Source organism: Canibacter zhoujuaniae (genome assembly GCF_011752005.1).
Taxonomy (GTDB): domain Bacteria; phylum Actinomycetota; class Actinomycetes; order Actinomycetales; family Microbacteriaceae; genus Canibacter; species Canibacter zhoujuaniae.
In genome coordinates, this window is record NZ_JAAIJZ010000002.1 from 96,446 (window position 1) to 110,659 (window position 14,214).

Consider the following 14,214-nt stretch of genomic DNA (forward strand, 5'->3'; position numbering starts at 1 on the left):
AGTGTGCGCAAATGGGGGAGGCGCTGCAGGCTGCTGAGAGGGCGCTAGAGACGGGCGATGTGCCTGTTGGGGCAGCGCTTTATGATGCGGACGGATCGCTGCTAGCGCTCACCTGCAATAACCGTGAAGCAGCAAACAACATCACCGGGCACGCCGAAGTTTTAGCGATCAATGAGGCGGTGCGGCAGCGGGGTGATCGTGTGCTCGCCGATTGCACCCTGGTTGTCACACTAGAACCGTGCGTTATGTGCGCCGGAGCGATTCTGGCCGCCAGAGTGGGTCGCGTTATTTTCGGCGCTTGGGATGACAAAGCCGGTGCCGCCGGCTCAGTTTACGACCTGCTGCGAGACGGACGCCTGCCGCACCCGGTGCCGGAGGTTATTGCCGGCGTGCGCGAAAGCGAGTGTGCCACACTGCTACAGAATTTCTTCAGCGCTCGCCGTGAGAATTCTGTGCCGCTAAACAAAAACCCTAATCGTAGCTGAGAGTCACGATGTTTGATGTGCTCGGCGCTGTGCCGGAGTCGTCAAAGTAAACATCCGGGGTCACAAAAATGTGTTTCGCAGCCGGAATTAGACGCTCAATTTTGCGCTCTGAAAGAGCAACCGCAATAGACACCTGTCGCATAGTCGTGTCTGCCGGCAGTGAAATTTTTGCCCCGACAACCTGGGTTTCTTGATCAACATCGATAACCGTGACGCGAATCACACGGTCGACACCGTCGATCTCTAACAGTGCGGCTTCAATCTGATTTACTAACGGATTTTCTTCACTCATCGCCACGCCTTCCGATTTAGCTGATCTGTAACAACTCTGGCATATCCAACCTAGAATGAACTGTATGTCAATAACTGCATTTATAGGTGTCGGGTCAATGGGTGGCGCCATTCTTAAGGGGTATCTCGAAAAAAAATCCGCGCAGCCTGATGCTGCCGCAGGCAGTATTCGCGCCACAACCCGATCCGCAGAGAGCGCGCAGAAGTGGGCTAACACCCCCGGTCTCAGCATGACCGCAACCGAAACCGACTCGGCAGCGAACCTGAAAGCAGTGCGAGATGCAACAACGGTTGTGCTTGGGGTTAAACCGTGGGCGATCACCGAGACTATAACTGAAATCGCGCCCGCCCTGGCAGGGGACGCGACGATAATCAGCGTTGCAGCCGGGATCACAATCGAGACTATGCAGGCCGCGCTCGCTGCTGCCGATGCTCCTGCGAGGGTTACTGTCATCCGTGCGATGCCGAATACACCAGCGCACATCGGTAGGGGGGTGACCGGTCTCGCCGCCGCAGCTGACGCCCCGCAGGAGGCAGTATCTAAAGCTGTTTCTTTGTTCCAGGCGGTTGGTGAGGTGCTGGTTGTAGATGAGGATCGGATAGACGCTTTAAGTGCGGTGTCGGGTTCTGGCCCGGCCTATCTTTTCTGGTTTACAGAGCAGTTCATCGCCGCAGCTGAAAGGCTCGGCTTCAGCCCGGAAGAAGCGAAACTGCTAGCTCAGAATACGGTCACAGGGGCTGCTGCGTTGTTGGCTGGCAGCGATAAATCAGCTGCTGAATTGCGGGTTGCGGTAACCAGCCCCAATGGCACGACAGAACAGGCGTTGAAACGTTTTAACCGCGGCTTTGCAGACGGTGGAATGCCGGAATTGATGGATGAAGCGCTCGCTGCCGCAGTAAAACGTGCAGCAGAGCTCGCCGCTGGCTAACTATTGTTATGTGAGAGCGGCAAAACGCTCAACATCGCTCGTAGTGCCAGAAACAATGATGAGATCATCGTTCAGCAGCACGGTCTGTGGGGTTGCGTAGGTGAACTTGCCGCCCGGCGACTTAACCCCGACAACTGTCACCTTGTATCTGGTGCGCACGCCAGACGAGTCCAGCGTTTGATCCTGCACCACCAGGGGTGGATTCATCTTCGCCAGCACAAAATCGCCATCAAACTCAATGAAATCGAGCATGCGCCCACCCACCAAGTGCGCCACACGCTCACCGGCTTCACGCTCTGGGTAAATGACGTGGTGCACGCCGATCCGCTCCAAAATTTTGCCGTGTGAGGCCGAGATAGCCTTTGCCCAAATCTGTGGAATTCCGAGATCAACAAGATTAGCGGCGACCAGCACACTAGCCTCGACAGAGGAGCCAACCGCAACCACAGCAACCTGAAATTCTGCCGCCCCAACCTGCTGCAGTGCCTCAATGCTGCGCGCATCTGCCTGCACAACGTGGGTGATTCGATCCGCCCACTTTTGCACCAGTGTCGGATCTGTTTCGACCGCAAGCACCTCGCGGTCTAAGCGATCGAGTTGACCTGCGCAAGCGGCGCCGAAACGGCCGAGACCGACAATCAGCACCGGTGCGTCGTGGGGCACACTAGAAAAATTAACCAACGATCGGCCTTTCTTCAGCTAAGCGATAGAGACGGGAACGACTTGAAGCGGCCACCGCGCTTGCGAGAGTCACGGTGCCAACACGGCCAGCCCAGATTGTGGCGGCAAGAATTATTTTTGCACTTGTGGGAAGTTCAGCAGACAGTCCGGTTGTCAGCCCGCAGGTGGCGAAACCAGAAATCACCTCAAACAGCACACGGTCGAGATCTTCGCTGCTGATTTGGGTGATCGCAATTGTTGCAGTGACAACTATGGTCGCACCCCAAATTACAACCGACACCGCTAGCCGCAAAACCTCGGTTGGAATGCGGCGGCCAAACGCTTGAATGTCTTGGTAGCCGCGGGCCTCGCTCATGGCGGCCAAAAACAGCACCGCAACCGTGGTGACTTTAATGCCCCCCGCTGTTGAGGCTGAGCCGCCGCCAACAAACATCAGCATGTCCAGCACAATGTGCGTTGATCCGTTCATGAGAGAGGGATCGATCAGTGAAAAGCCACCTGAGCGGGTCATGACAGACGTATAGAAAGAGTGCATTAGCGCTTCACCGACCCCACCTGCGCCTAGAGTGCGGGGGTTCTGCCACTCAAGTGCGCCAATCACCAGCCAGCCAGCTAGGGTGAGGATGATTGTGGTTACAAGCGTTAGTTTCACATGCAGGTTGAAACGCTTGTGTGTGCTCCACCCGCGGTCGACAATATAGCGGTAGAGGGAGAAAATTACCGGGAAGCCTATCGCGCCAAGAAAAACTCCGAGCGACATAATTCCCAGAAAGCCGTAGTTTCCAGTGAAACGGTCGAGCCCGTCCGCCATTGGCACAAAACCGGTATTGGTGAACGTTGTGATTGCCATATAGCCCGAATACCAGAGTGACCGCAGGGGGTCGTATCCGGCAAGCAGCATCTGGGGATACATCAGGAGCATCAGCGCACCCTCAATAATGAGCGTGCTTAAGGCGACGCTGGCGAGCAGGCCTCGCATATCACCAAGGCTGGAAGCGGCACTCTGCCCGCGGGCGCCGATCTGCCTGCTCGAGTTTGCTTCAGACTGGGCGAGCAGCCGCTGTTTCAGGCCGAGTCGGCGAGTGACTGTGAGGCCGAGAATGCTCGCGAGGGAAAGCACCCCAATGCCGCCTATCTGTGCGCCTAGGAGGATTACAGCATCGCCAAAAAGCGACCAGTGTGAGCTGTGTTCAACCACGGTGAGGCCTGTCACACAAATTGCGCTGACCGCTGTGAAGAGTGCATCGGGGAGCGGGGTGATGGTGCCGGATTTAGAAGCGATGGGCAGAGTTAAAAGGAGTGTCCAGATCGCAATCAGGAGCGTAAAAACTCCGATTGCAAACCGGGCAGGGATCGAGGAAAACGCCTGCCGCAGTGTGCGCGCCTGGCTGCGCTCGCTAGTCGCGGGGGCGTCTAGGACCATTTTCTGCCTTCTACCTGCTGTGAAAGTTGTGTGCTTGGTTTTAACGTCGGTTCTATAGTTAGACGTCCTTAATCATACGCCTGAGTGCGCAGACCGGCCTAGGCAGGTACGCTAGTAGTATGGCTGACATTTTTTCTGTAATCGCAGATGCTACCCGTCGCGATATTTTGACGCTGCTGCTCGACCGCCCCGCGGGCGAGGAAGAGATGCGGGTCTCAGACATTGTCGACGAACTAGATATCAGTCAGCCAACCGTTTCGAAGCACTTAAAGGTGCTGCGCGAAGCCGACATGGTCGAGGTTCGTGAAGAGGGGCAGAGTCGTTTTTACAAACTGCAGTCTGAGCCTTTGAACGAGGTTGAAGATTTTGTGCTGCGCTTTTTGACCGCCGGGGTGTCGTCAGAGATCTCGGTTGAGTATGTTTCAGAAACGGGTCAGGTGCTTTCAGCGGAAGAGCTGGGTCTCAAATCTCTGCCGGGATCAACCGCTGGTGGAGAAGAGCCAGTGCTGCCCTCTGGCGCAAAAAACGCCGCAGAGAGCATTGGTCGCGCGGCCGCGACGGCGACAAACCAGGTTAAGGAATTGGTTGCACGTTTCCGCTTTGGTCAGTAGTTGCGTGATATTTCGCAACTGAATTAGCTAGCACTCCCTTGGTGCTGGTCAGACTTTACTGTATTATTGGAGTGTTGTGGTCTCGCAAACAGGCGAGAGCCCTTAAGACATGAGGTGAATTATGGGTTCAGTAATTAAGAAGCGCCGCAAGCGTATGTCTAAGAAGAAGCACCGCAAGCTGCTTCGCAAGACTCGCCACCAGCGTCGCAACAAGAAGTAAGCTTCAGGCTTTAGCCTTGACGCCGGTTTCCTAATTTTTAGGGAACCGGCGTTTGCTTTGCGCTGAGGTGATTAAGCGTTCTCACATTTGAGGCGCGTAGGCTGTGCTTTGTAAGAAATAGATGCTTAGATATTGACTTTGATTTTTGGGAGCCTGCGTGTCTGAAACTGCGGTACCACTGACCTTGGTGGGGCGAAATGACTGCCACCTGTGCACAGATGCCAAGGCGGTGATTGAGACAGTGATAGTCGCAGCAAAAGACAGTGACATCGCTATCGAATATAGAGAAGTTTCGATAGACGACGATCAAGATTTTGCCGAAAAATACGGGGAAGATATCCCGGTGGTGTTGGTCAACGGCAATGTCTATGCGTCGCACATCGTCTACGAAGACAAGCTAGCGTACGCAGTGCTTTATGAACGTGACCGGATAGCCCGCAGTAAACGCAGATGGTGGCGCTTCGGGTCTTAAAACTCCCGAAACACCACCACTCTGTTAGAGGCTGCTTTAAGCCTTACCGTTTTGCAGGTTTGCCGCCATCACGCTGATGAACTCGTATGCCACGTGGGAAGCGGCCACTGCCGTCATCTGTGCATGATCGTAGGCTGGCGCCACCTCAACAACATCTGCGCCGACCACATTTAGATCAGCAAAAGAGCGGAGCATGCGCAGCAGCTCCCTGCTTGTTAAGCCCCCAGCCTCAGGGGTTCCTGTGCCCGGCGCGTGGGCGGGATCGAGCACATCGATATCCACCGAGAGGTAAATCGGGCGGTCGCCAAGGCGCTTACGCATTCTTGCGATAGCCGCCTCAACGCCCTCTGTTTCAATCTCAACCGATGAGATAATTGCGAAACCCAGGCGCTCGTCATCGCGGAGATCCTCTTTGCCGTAGAGTGGCCCGCGGATCCCGACGTGCAGGCTCGCCTCCATATCGATGAGCCCCTCTTCAGAGGCGCGTCTGAAGGGGGTGCCGTGCGTGATGGGTGCGCCGTAGTAGGTATCCCAGGTGTCAAGGTGTGCGTCAAAATGCACTACGGCAACTGGGCCGTGCTGTTTTGCAACCGACCGCAGCATTGGGAGCGCCAGGGTGTGATCCCCACCGATTGTTACTAGGCGGGTGCCGCCGGCGCGCAGTTCATCAGCGGCAGCTTCGATCTGCGCCACAGCCTCAGAAATGTTGAAGGCGTTTGTTGGAATATCGCCCGCGTCAACAACTTGGCAGGTTGCAAATGGTGCGATATCGCCCGCCGGGTTGTAGGGCCTTAAAAGCCGGGAGATCTCACGCACTGATGACGGACCGAAGCGTGCGCCGGGGCGGAAACTTACGCCAGAGTCAAAGGGAACGCCAACTACCGCAATGTCAGCTGCGCCCACCTCCTCAATGCGTGGCAGCCGGGCAAATGTTGCAATTCCGGCGTAGCGTGGAGAGGTTGCCGCATCGGCGGGGCCGATTTTGCCGCTCTCAAATTCGACGTATGCGGGGTGAAAGCTTGGGTTGGTCATTAGTTCGTCTCTTTTAGTGAATCTATAAGGTGGCTAATATGCAACTATTGTTGCATATTTAATAAATTTTTTCTGAGGCGTCTGATTGTCGTGCGTCCCAAACGGCAGTGCCTAGTGGGTTATGCGCTGGGGTGGCCGGGGTTACTCGCCCAGGGTGCTGGGATTAAGCACCAAACTGCTGTTGCGCCTGCCGGGCTTTCCCAGGTGTGCGGCTCACTGCCAGCAAAGGTGAGTGTGTCTCCCTGTTTCAGGCTGGTTGTGTGGTCTGTAAAGCGCACCAGCACCTCGCCGCGAATAACGTGCAAAATCTCGGACTTGCAGTTGATGGTGTAGAGCTCATGTCCGCCGTGCGAGCCGGGTGCCATCTCTGAGTGAATAAGCTGTGCGCCGCTCAACCCGCGCGGTGTGATCATTTTTTCAACCGCTGCAGTGCCGCCCAAGTTGATGAGGGGAGCGCTGCTGAGGGGCACCAGATCAACCGCAGGGGCCTCGAACAGTGACCCTATGGGGATAGCAAGAGTCTGGCAGATGCTCATCAGGGTTGTGACGGAGGGGCTGGTCTGATCCCGCTCGAGGCGCGACAGATAGCCTTTGGTAACCTGCACTAAATCTGCGAGTTCGCCGATCGTTAACCCTTGTGCTTTGCGGATCGCGCGGATCTTGTCGCCGATTTTTAGTGGCGTGTTATTCGTGCTGGGATTTACCGGTCGCATGTCAGGCTCCTGGGCTTGCTGCTAAAATGGGTTAGTTGTATTATATGCAACATTTGTTTACTAATTATATATTAGGGGATCAGCGCGCCCCATCTAGAGAAGCGCAATAGGACGGACGAGAACAGAGCGGGGTTTACGAGTAATGAGTGATATGAATACCTCTGTGATTCCTATTAAGGGCAGCGTTTCCGGCGTCGGAATAGCCCTCATATGGCTGGCAGCCAACCTGGTTGTGACAACTTTGTTAACGGGCACGCTGTTTGTGCCGGGCGTTACCTACGGCACCGCCATTGCGGCGATTGTGGTTGGAACTCTGCTCGGCGCACTGATCCTCACCATGATTGCGGTGATGGGAACCCGCACAGGTCTCTCAACTATGGCATTAGCCCGCGGCTCTTTTGGGATTCGCGGCGCCACACTGCCGACCACCGCGAACATCATCATCCTGATGGGGTGGTCATGGGTGCAGGCGATGCTTGCCGGCATCTCGATCAACTACATTATTGAGCAGAAAACCGGATACTCAAATCCGATCCTGTTTTCCGCGCTCTGCCAGGTGATCGTCGTCGTTCTGGCAATTTTCGGGCACGACGGCATAGCAAAAATTGAGCCCTATCTGGGGCTTGTGATCCTCGGAATTGTGATCTACATTTTTGCTGTTGCCTTCACAACCTACAGCCCGGCCGAGTACTTTGCGATTCCGGCAGATAAGTCGCTCGAATACACGGGCATGAGCGTTTTCGATATTGTGTTTGCAACAGCGATCTCCTGGACTGTTTTGAGCGCGGATCTAACACGCACAGCACGCACGCAGCGCGGTGGCGCTATCGGAACCGCGCTTGGCTACAGCACCTCCACCATCACAGCGATGACCCTTGGTGCGACCGCCATCGCTTTCGTGCTGCTGCGGGGAGGCGAGGTAGCGTCGTTTGACCCGACAGTGATCATTGAGAGCTTTGGGTGGCCGTTAGCGATTGCAATATTTTTATCTGTGACAGCAACCAACACTATGGTCGTCTACGGCATGGCAACCTCGGCGCAAACCATTGTGCCGCGCACAAATCCGCTGCCGTTTCTGCCAACCGCGCTTGTTCTGGGCGCTATTTCGGTTGCGGGAGCAACGTGGCTTGCGATGCTCGACCAGTTCACCAACTTCCTGGTGCTCATCGGTGCCTTTTTTATCCCGGTGTTCGCAATTATGATTATCGACTACTATGTTGCACGCCGACGCACATACGCACACGATATTTTGCGCACCCAGGGCGGTCGTTACTGGTTCACCGGCGGCGTCAACATTGGCGCGGTGGCCACCTGGATTATCGGGTGCGGAGTGTACCTGCTCTTCACATTTGTGTGGCCGCTCCCGATCGGCGCAAGCCTACCCACGATCGTGCTCTCCGCTGCGAGTTACCTGCTTTTCACAAAATTAATGCGGATCGAGGAGCCGGCAGATACTCGCTCGATCCATCTCACTGAATCGATCTCTGTTGTGAATGCTGCGCAATAGCAAATTGCGCTAAAGACAAGGGCCGGCAGCTTGTCAGCTGCCGGCCCTAAGTTAACAGCTAAGGCTGTAGACGAGTTGGACCGCGGAAGAGATATGTGGTTTCCCGGATCGAGCTCTGTTCCAGCATCAGCATGAGCACTCGTGCCAAGCCCATACCGAAGCCGCCGTGTGGCGGAACACCGTGCCGGAAGAAATCGAGATAGAAGCTCATCTCTTTCGGGTCGAGGCCCTTTTCTACGGTCTGCTGCTCGAGCACAGTAATGCGATGCTCACGCTGCGCGCCGGTTGAAATTTCGACGCCACGATAGATGAGGTCGTAACTGTTGGTGAGGGAGGCATCGTCGGCGTGCCGCATGTGGTAGAACGGGCGGATCGAAGTTGCGTAGTCGGTCAGGAACACAAAATCGTGTCCGTATTTTTCTTTCACATAGGCGTGAATCTGACGCTCACCCTCTGGATCCATGTCAGCATCATTGCGCGGCACCTCGTAGCCGCGCTCTTTCACAATTTCTTTTGCCTCGGCTAGCGGAATTCGTGGGAAGGGCACCGTTGGAACTTCGAGCGTTTGACCAAAGAGCCTTTCTATTTCAGCGCCGTGTTTCTCCTTCACCGCGGTGAAACCGGCGACGATCAGCTCTTCATGAAGCTGCATCACGTCTTCGTGCGACTCAATCCAGCTGAACTCACAGTCAACAGAGGTGAACTCTGTTGCGTGGCGTGACGTAAAGGACGGATCGGCGCGGAATGCAGGGCCCACCTCAAAGATGCCGCCAAAGCCGGCCGCCTGCGCCATCTGCTTAAAGAACTGCGGGCTCTGCGCTAGATACGCTGTGGTGTCAAAGTACTCTAGCTGGAAAAGCTCAGCGCGTGACTCAGATGCGCTCGCCATAAGTTTTGGAGTCTGCACCTCGATAAAGCCCTTTTCAACCCACACGTTGCGCAGCGCCTGTAAGAAGGTGGTTTGAATCTTAAAGATCAGAGCCTGCTCTGGGCGGCGTAGATCGAGGAAACGCCAGTCTAAGCGCACATCGATACCGGAGTCGGGAGCGACCGGAGTTTCAGGGTCGGCTGCGGTGACAACTTCAAATTTATCTATCTGCACCTCAATGCCGCCGAGCTTTACGCGTTCATTTTTCTGCAGCTCACCGCTGACGATGACAAAGCTGCCGGTTGCGACCTCGCTAATGGCGGTTGTGCGCACGTGCCGGTCGGCGTCTTTCGGATCCTCAGAATTCGGATCAAGCTCGCGCACAACACCGCCGTTTACCAGCTGCACAGCAGCGCCCGATTCGTCACGCAACACAACAAACTGGACATAGCGCTGGTCGCGCACTTTCTCAACCCAGCCTGCAACAGTGACCGGACCCTCTTCACGGTTTGCAAGTGACGCAATAAGCTCTCGTTTGATCATTGTTTCATTTTAGCGGGCTGGCCGCGGGCTCGGCGGCGCAGTGTAGTAATCTTTTTGCATGAACGCGACGTCGCAGCTCATTTTTCGTGAGGCTACTCCGGAAGATTATTCACGCGTAGATGAATTGGTTGAAAACGCCTACACGCAGGCCTACGGAGACCTTGATGTGTCTTGGGATAAAGAGCGCACCGCGGTGGCGCGTGCGGCATATCCGCAGCATATCTGGGTGGCGCAACGGCCCACAGGAGAAATCATTGCAACACTGTCAGGCCGCATTTTCGGAGAGCGTTCTGTTGTTGATGAAGACGTGCAGACTCCCGACCACTTGATGGACTTACGGTTGCTTGCGGTTGACCCGAGCGCGCAGGGCGAGGGCGTGGCCGCTCGCATGATGGCGCACGCTGAAACTGTGGCGCGGCAAACCGGGTTTAAAGGCCTCCTGCTAGAAACACTTAAAGAGTGGCCCGGCCCGCAGGCGCTCTACCGCAAGCTCGGATGGCGGGAAATTGCCACAATCGAGCCGCCAGCCGACAACCCCGAGGTGCCAACTCTGCTCGTATTCACTCACGAGTGGGAGTAGCAGTTCGCTTTTCTTACACACTCTCAGCTAGCCGCCGTAAACTCATAGAGTGAGTTCGCACAAAATTCATCTCATTCGGCACGGCGAGGTAGATAATCCAGAGGGCATTCTCTATGGTCGTCTGCCGGGTTATGCGCTCAGCGAGAACGGCCGCAAGATGGCAGAACTGGCGACGCAGGCACTGCTTGATTCAGGTGTTGCAGTCGGCCACCTTTATGCGTCGCCGCTGCTTCGGGCACAGCAGTCTGCAAGACCGATAGCCGAGGTGTTCGAGCGCGAAATTAAGACTGAGCAACGCATTATTGAACCGACGAATAAATTCGAGGGTCTGAAGAATCACGGCCCAGACTCTGCGTTCAAGCAGTTGCGGCACCTTCCGAAGCTGTGGAATCCGGTGCTGCCGAGCTGGGGCGAGCCTTACGCCCGAATTGCGCGCCGCGTGCTCGCCGCAATGGATGATGCCTGGACGCTGGCGCAGGCTTCTGACGTCGCAGGCGATATTGTGATGGTCAGTCACCAGGCGGTAATTTGGGCTGCGCACAGGCGTATCAATGGCAAACCTTTAATGCATAACCCGGCAAGCAGACGGTGCGATCTTTCGAGCATCACAACCTTCGAAAAGATTGATGATGTGTGGCGTGAAATTGCTTATGTGAGCCCGGCTGCGGAACTGATCAATCAAGCTAACGATGTGGGGGCGGTATAAATGAGCAGAGGGCGTGCGGTCGCTAAAAAGTGGCGCTTACAGCAGCTTGTCGGTATCGGGGCAGTGCTGCTGCTACCCCTCGGTCTTGCTGCTTGTTCCAGCTCGAACGAAGCGTTGGTTGCTGCCGCCGACACAGGTTTTGTGGCCGGTGACGGCTCGAGTATTTCGATCCCTGCAAGCGAGCGCAGCGCGCCGGTTGAATTCTCCGGCACCGACGAAAATGGCAACACGATAACAAACGCTGAGTTTCTTGGAAACATTACCGTCGTAAATTTTTGGTACGCCGGCTGTGCTCCGTGTCGCGCTGAAGCGGCTGACCTGAATGAGGCCTATGCCCAGTGGCATGGTGAGGGAGTGCGATTCTTGGGTGTAAACACACGTGATCAGGCCGCACAAGCAAAACAGTTTGCCGCCGAGTTTGATGTGCCTTATGCCTCCATTATGGATGTTGCAGATGGCCGTGCTGTGCAGAGCGCATTTGCGGGTGCCATTCCCTTGAACGCTGTTCCTACAACGCTCGTGCTTGATCGGGAGGGGCGCGTTGCCCACCGTATTTTAGGGCAGATCGCGGGAGCATCACAGCTGTCGACAATGATCAAAGAAACAGCAGCTGAGACTGCCGGCAGTTAGTGAGTGCCTGTGGAATCGCTCATTTATGAAGGTTCGGTGCTCGCTGCTGCACTGGTTGCGGTGCTCGCTGGCGCACTATCGTTCTTTTCTCCGTGCGTGCTGCCTCTCGTGCCGGGGTATCTTGCTTATGTTGGCGGATCTGCCGAGCTGGCAGCAGCAGCAACGACCGGTGCCGGCCGTAAACGCCTGCGCGCCCTTGGGGGGCAGCGGCGAATGTTAGCTGGTGCTGCACTGTTTGTGCTCGGATTCTCGGCCGTGTTTATTGCGCTGATAACGCTCTCGGGTGTTGTCGGAGCCTGGTTATTGCGGTGGGAGATGCTGATCACGCAGATTTTCGGTGCGCTTGTGATTGTGCTTGGTTTGGCGTTTATCGGTGTTTTTAAACCGCTGCAGCGCACCCACAAAACCAACTCTAAACCTGCTGTTGGGCTTGCCGGTGCGCCGCTATTGGGCGCGGTGTTTGCGATTGGGTGGACACCGTGCATGGGGCCAACTCTCGGAGTTATCATGTCGCTCAGCCTGACGCAGGGCACCGCCGGCCGCGGCGCAATTCTCGGCATCGCTTACTGCCTTGGGCTTGGCATTCCGTTCCTCCTGGTTGCCGCAGGCTTTGGTTGGATGGCCCGCGCAATCGGCTGGATCCGCAAGAATATGCGGGCTGTGAATATTGCCGGCGGCGTGATTTTGATTTTGATTGGAATTCTGATGTTGACCGGTCTGTGGACCCGCATGATGTATGTTTTGCAGGCTTGGATCGGCGGGTTTGTGCTGCCGCTGTAGGTGCGCGAAGGGTGACAGATGCTGCGACCAGATGACTACGATGATGGCTCCGGCCGGGTTAGGCCTGAGATCGAAAAACAGGGGCAGGGAATTCTGTCTTGGGTGCGTTGGTTCTGGCGTCAACTGAGCTCAATGCGTGTTGCGCTGCTGCTGCTTTTGATGCTTGCTGTTGCGGCGGTGCCGGGGTCTTTAGTGCCGCAGCGCGGCGCCGACCCAAACGGTGTCGAGCAGTTCAAAGTTGACAACCCTGAACTGTTTAAAGTGCTTGATGCGTTTCCGATCCAGGCATTTGATGTTTACTCTTCGGTGTGGTTCACCGCCATCTATCTGCTGCTGTTTATCTCACTAATCGGTTGTATTATTCCGCGCATCACACACCACATCAAAGCGCTGCGGGCCGATCCCGCAAAGACCCCTGCGCAGCTGCGCCGCATGGTCGGATACACAGAATTTCAGGTGCAAAACCCCGAAGCCAGCGTGACCGAGCGCGAGGAGACCGCGCAGCGTGTTATCGCAAAGGCGGCAGAGCTGCTGTCTGGTATGCGGTATCGCACGAGTGTGCAGGAGACTGTGTCGCGTGCGGGAGCGAAAGAGTTCAGCGTGTCAGCTGAGCGTGGTTATCTGCGTGAAACCGGTAACCTGGTGTTTCACGTGGGGCTGGTGGGAGTTTTGGTTTCCGTTGCAATTGGTGCGGGTTTTAGCTTCAATGCGCAAAAAGCCGTTGTTGAGGGTGAGTCGCTGGTGAACTCACTAATCGACTATGACTCTTTTACAGCAGGGCGCTTTTTTGATCCGGCACACTTAGAGCCGTTTCGTGTGAAACTTGATGATCTGTCGGTTGATTATGTGGAGCCGGAAGACGGCTTTGCATCGGGTGTGGGGATCGCGAAAGATTTTCGTGCGACCGTCAGTGTGACGCGCGCCGATGGCACCGAGTATGCAGACAGTATTCGAGTTAACCATCCGATGCGGTCAACCGGTGCCCCTATTTTTCTTGTGCAAAATGGGTATGCCCCAAAGTTGACCGTGCGCAACAGCACGGGCGAAGTGGTGTTCAGTGAAAGCACGCTGTTTATTCCGCAGGATCTCAACCTGACCTCTGTCGGCGTGATCAAAATCCCATACGGACTGCAACACAACGGCGAGGCAACGCAGGTCGGGCTGCGCGGTTTCTTTTATCCAACCGTGGCTGAGCTTGAGTCTGGGGCGTTTGCATCTTCCTATCCAGACTTGAATAAGCCGCTTTTAACGCTTGATGTTTTTGTTGGTGATTTGGGCATCAACAGCGGTATTCCGCAATCGGTATATAGCTTGAACACCGATAAACTGCAGCAGCTAACCGGGCGTCAGGTTGAGAAACAGTCACTCGCGCTAGCGGTGGGAGAAACTGTCGATCTGCCAGAGGGGATGGGCACAATCACGCTTGAGGCAGTGCCGCGTTATGCGGCTGTGGAGCTAAAGCAGGATCCCTCAGCGCGTGGTGTGCTGGTTTCTGCCCTAGCTTCAATTGTCGGCCTGTTGGCGTCACTGTTTGTGCCGCGTCGTCGAATGTGGGTAAAAGCGCAGCTCACCGATAATGGTTTTACTCTGCAGTATGCGGGATTAGCGCGCGGTGATGATCCGAGCCTCGAAGCCGCTGTGGCGCACATTCGCAGCCAGCATCTTGCGAAACTCTAGCGCTGAAAATTTAGTAAGCTTTTTCGGCGCCCGGTGCGTGATTTTCGCAGGTGCAGTCACGGTTGT

Annotated in this window: 17 protein-coding genes; 11 read left to right on the forward strand and 6 right to left on the reverse strand. The window is 55.7% G+C overall.

The window, feature by feature from the left end:
• The first annotated feature begins 11 nt into the window (after nt 1–11).
• The gene (locus tag HCR00_RS04340; RefSeq protein ID WP_167143446.1) at nt 12–485 is read left to right on the forward strand and encodes a nucleoside deaminase; all 474 of its coding nucleotides are present in this window, start codon (nt 12–14) and stop codon (nt 483–485) included.
• On the opposite strand, the gene HCR00_RS04345 is transcribed toward HCR00_RS04340, so the two are convergent.
• Nucleotides 472–777, reverse strand: coding sequence for a hypothetical protein (locus tag HCR00_RS04345; protein WP_167143115.1), 306 nt, complete (start codon nt 775–777; stop codon nt 472–474). The two genes, HCR00_RS04340 and HCR00_RS04345, sit on opposite strands and share 14 nt — an antisense overlap.
• A gap of 64 nt (nt 778–841) precedes the next feature.
• Here HCR00_RS04345 and proC point away from each other — a divergent pair, with 64 nt between their 5' ends.
• Entirely contained in the window at nt 842–1,705 is an 864-nt protein-coding gene (proC, locus tag HCR00_RS04350; RefSeq protein ID WP_167143118.1) for a pyrroline-5-carboxylate reductase, read from the forward strand.
• A 6-nt stretch (nt 1,706–1,711) separates the two neighbouring features.
• Here the strand turns inward: proC and HCR00_RS04355 are convergent, their stop codons facing one another.
• Both HCR00_RS04355 and HCR00_RS04360 read right to left on the reverse strand, forming a co-directional pair.
• Nucleotides 1,712–2,368 carry a potassium channel family protein gene (locus tag HCR00_RS04355; protein ID WP_243854562.1) on the reverse strand — a complete coding sequence of 219 codons (657 nt, stop codon included), beginning with the start codon at nt 2,366–2,368 and terminating at the stop codon, nt 1,712–1,714.
• A gap of 10 nt (nt 2,369–2,378) precedes the next feature.
• Nucleotides 2,379–3,809: a TrkH family potassium uptake protein gene (locus tag HCR00_RS04360; RefSeq protein WP_167143121.1), complete on the reverse strand. Its 1,431-nt coding sequence runs from the start codon at nt 3,807–3,809 to the stop codon at nt 2,379–2,381.
• Nucleotides 3,810–3,928: 119 nt separating this feature from the next.
• On the opposite strand from HCR00_RS04360, the gene HCR00_RS04365 reads away from it, so the two are divergent.
• From HCR00_RS04365 to HCR00_RS04375, 3 genes are all read left to right on the forward strand, one after another.
• Complete coding sequence (locus HCR00_RS04365; protein WP_166986063.1) at nt 3,929–4,420, forward strand: ArsR/SmtB family transcription factor; 492 nt, start codon at nt 3,929–3,931, stop codon at nt 4,418–4,420.
• A gap of 121 nt (nt 4,421–4,541) precedes the next feature.
• Complete coding sequence (locus HCR00_RS04370; protein WP_005504750.1) at nt 4,542–4,640, forward strand: 30S ribosomal protein bS22; 99 nt, start codon at nt 4,542–4,544, stop codon at nt 4,638–4,640.
• Nucleotides 4,641–4,797: 157 nt separating this feature from the next.
• Nucleotides 4,798–5,112, forward strand: a complete 315-nt coding sequence (locus HCR00_RS04375) for a glutaredoxin family protein (RefSeq protein ID WP_167143124.1) — start codon at nt 4,798–4,800, stop codon at nt 5,110–5,112.
• Nucleotides 5,113–5,148: 36 nt separating this feature from the next.
• On the opposite strand, the gene speB is transcribed toward HCR00_RS04375, so the two are convergent.
• Nucleotides 5,149–6,144 carry an agmatinase gene (speB, locus tag HCR00_RS04380; RefSeq protein ID WP_166986057.1) on the reverse strand — a complete coding sequence of 332 codons (996 nt, stop codon included), beginning with the start codon at nt 6,142–6,144 and terminating at the stop codon, nt 5,149–5,151.
• 119 nt (nt 6,145–6,263) lie between these two features.
• Nucleotides 6,264–6,857 carry a helix-turn-helix domain-containing protein gene (locus tag HCR00_RS04385; RefSeq protein ID WP_166986054.1) on the reverse strand — a complete coding sequence of 198 codons (594 nt, stop codon included), beginning with the start codon at nt 6,855–6,857 and terminating at the stop codon, nt 6,264–6,266.
• Between the two features lie 142 nt (nt 6,858–6,999).
• On the opposite strand from HCR00_RS04385, the gene HCR00_RS04390 reads away from it, so the two are divergent.
• On the forward strand, nt 7,000–8,364 hold the full coding sequence (locus HCR00_RS04390) for a purine-cytosine permease family protein (RefSeq protein WP_167143126.1): 1,365 nt from the start codon (nt 7,000–7,002) through the stop codon (nt 8,362–8,364).
• Between the two features lie 58 nt (nt 8,365–8,422).
• Here HCR00_RS04390 and aspS read toward each other — a convergent pair whose 3' ends face one another.
• Nucleotides 8,423–9,775, reverse strand: coding sequence for an aspartate--tRNA(Asn) ligase (gene aspS, locus HCR00_RS04395; RefSeq protein WP_167143130.1), 1,353 nt, complete (start codon nt 9,773–9,775; stop codon nt 8,423–8,425).
• 58 nt (nt 9,776–9,833) lie between these two features.
• Here aspS and HCR00_RS04400 point away from each other — a divergent pair, with 58 nt between their 5' ends.
• Genes HCR00_RS04400 through resB form a run of 5 tightly spaced genes read left to right on the forward strand, consistent with a single transcriptional unit; the run spans nt 9,834 to nt 14,148 of the window.
• Nucleotides 9,834–10,355: a GNAT family N-acetyltransferase gene (locus HCR00_RS04400; protein WP_167143133.1), complete on the forward strand. Its 522-nt coding sequence runs from the start codon at nt 9,834–9,836 to the stop codon at nt 10,353–10,355.
• A gap of 49 nt (nt 10,356–10,404) precedes the next feature.
• Nucleotides 10,405–11,061, forward strand: a complete 657-nt coding sequence (locus tag HCR00_RS04405) for a histidine phosphatase family protein (RefSeq protein WP_166986042.1) — start codon at nt 10,405–10,407, stop codon at nt 11,059–11,061.
• Nucleotides 11,062–11,691 carry a TlpA family protein disulfide reductase gene (locus HCR00_RS04410; RefSeq protein WP_167143136.1) on the forward strand — a complete coding sequence of 210 codons (630 nt, stop codon included), beginning with the start codon at nt 11,062–11,064 and terminating at the stop codon, nt 11,689–11,691.
• Between the two features lie 3 nt (nt 11,692–11,694).
• Nucleotides 11,695–12,471 (forward strand): cytochrome c biogenesis CcdA family protein, encoded by a 777-nt coding sequence (locus HCR00_RS04415; protein WP_167143139.1) that lies wholly within the window; start codon nt 11,695–11,697, stop codon nt 12,469–12,471.
• Between the two features lie 18 nt (nt 12,472–12,489).
• Nucleotides 12,490–14,148 (forward strand): cytochrome c biogenesis protein ResB, encoded by a 1,659-nt coding sequence (resB, locus tag HCR00_RS04420; protein WP_166986033.1) that lies wholly within the window; start codon nt 12,490–12,492, stop codon nt 14,146–14,148.
• Nucleotides 14,149–14,214 lie beyond the last annotated feature (66 nt).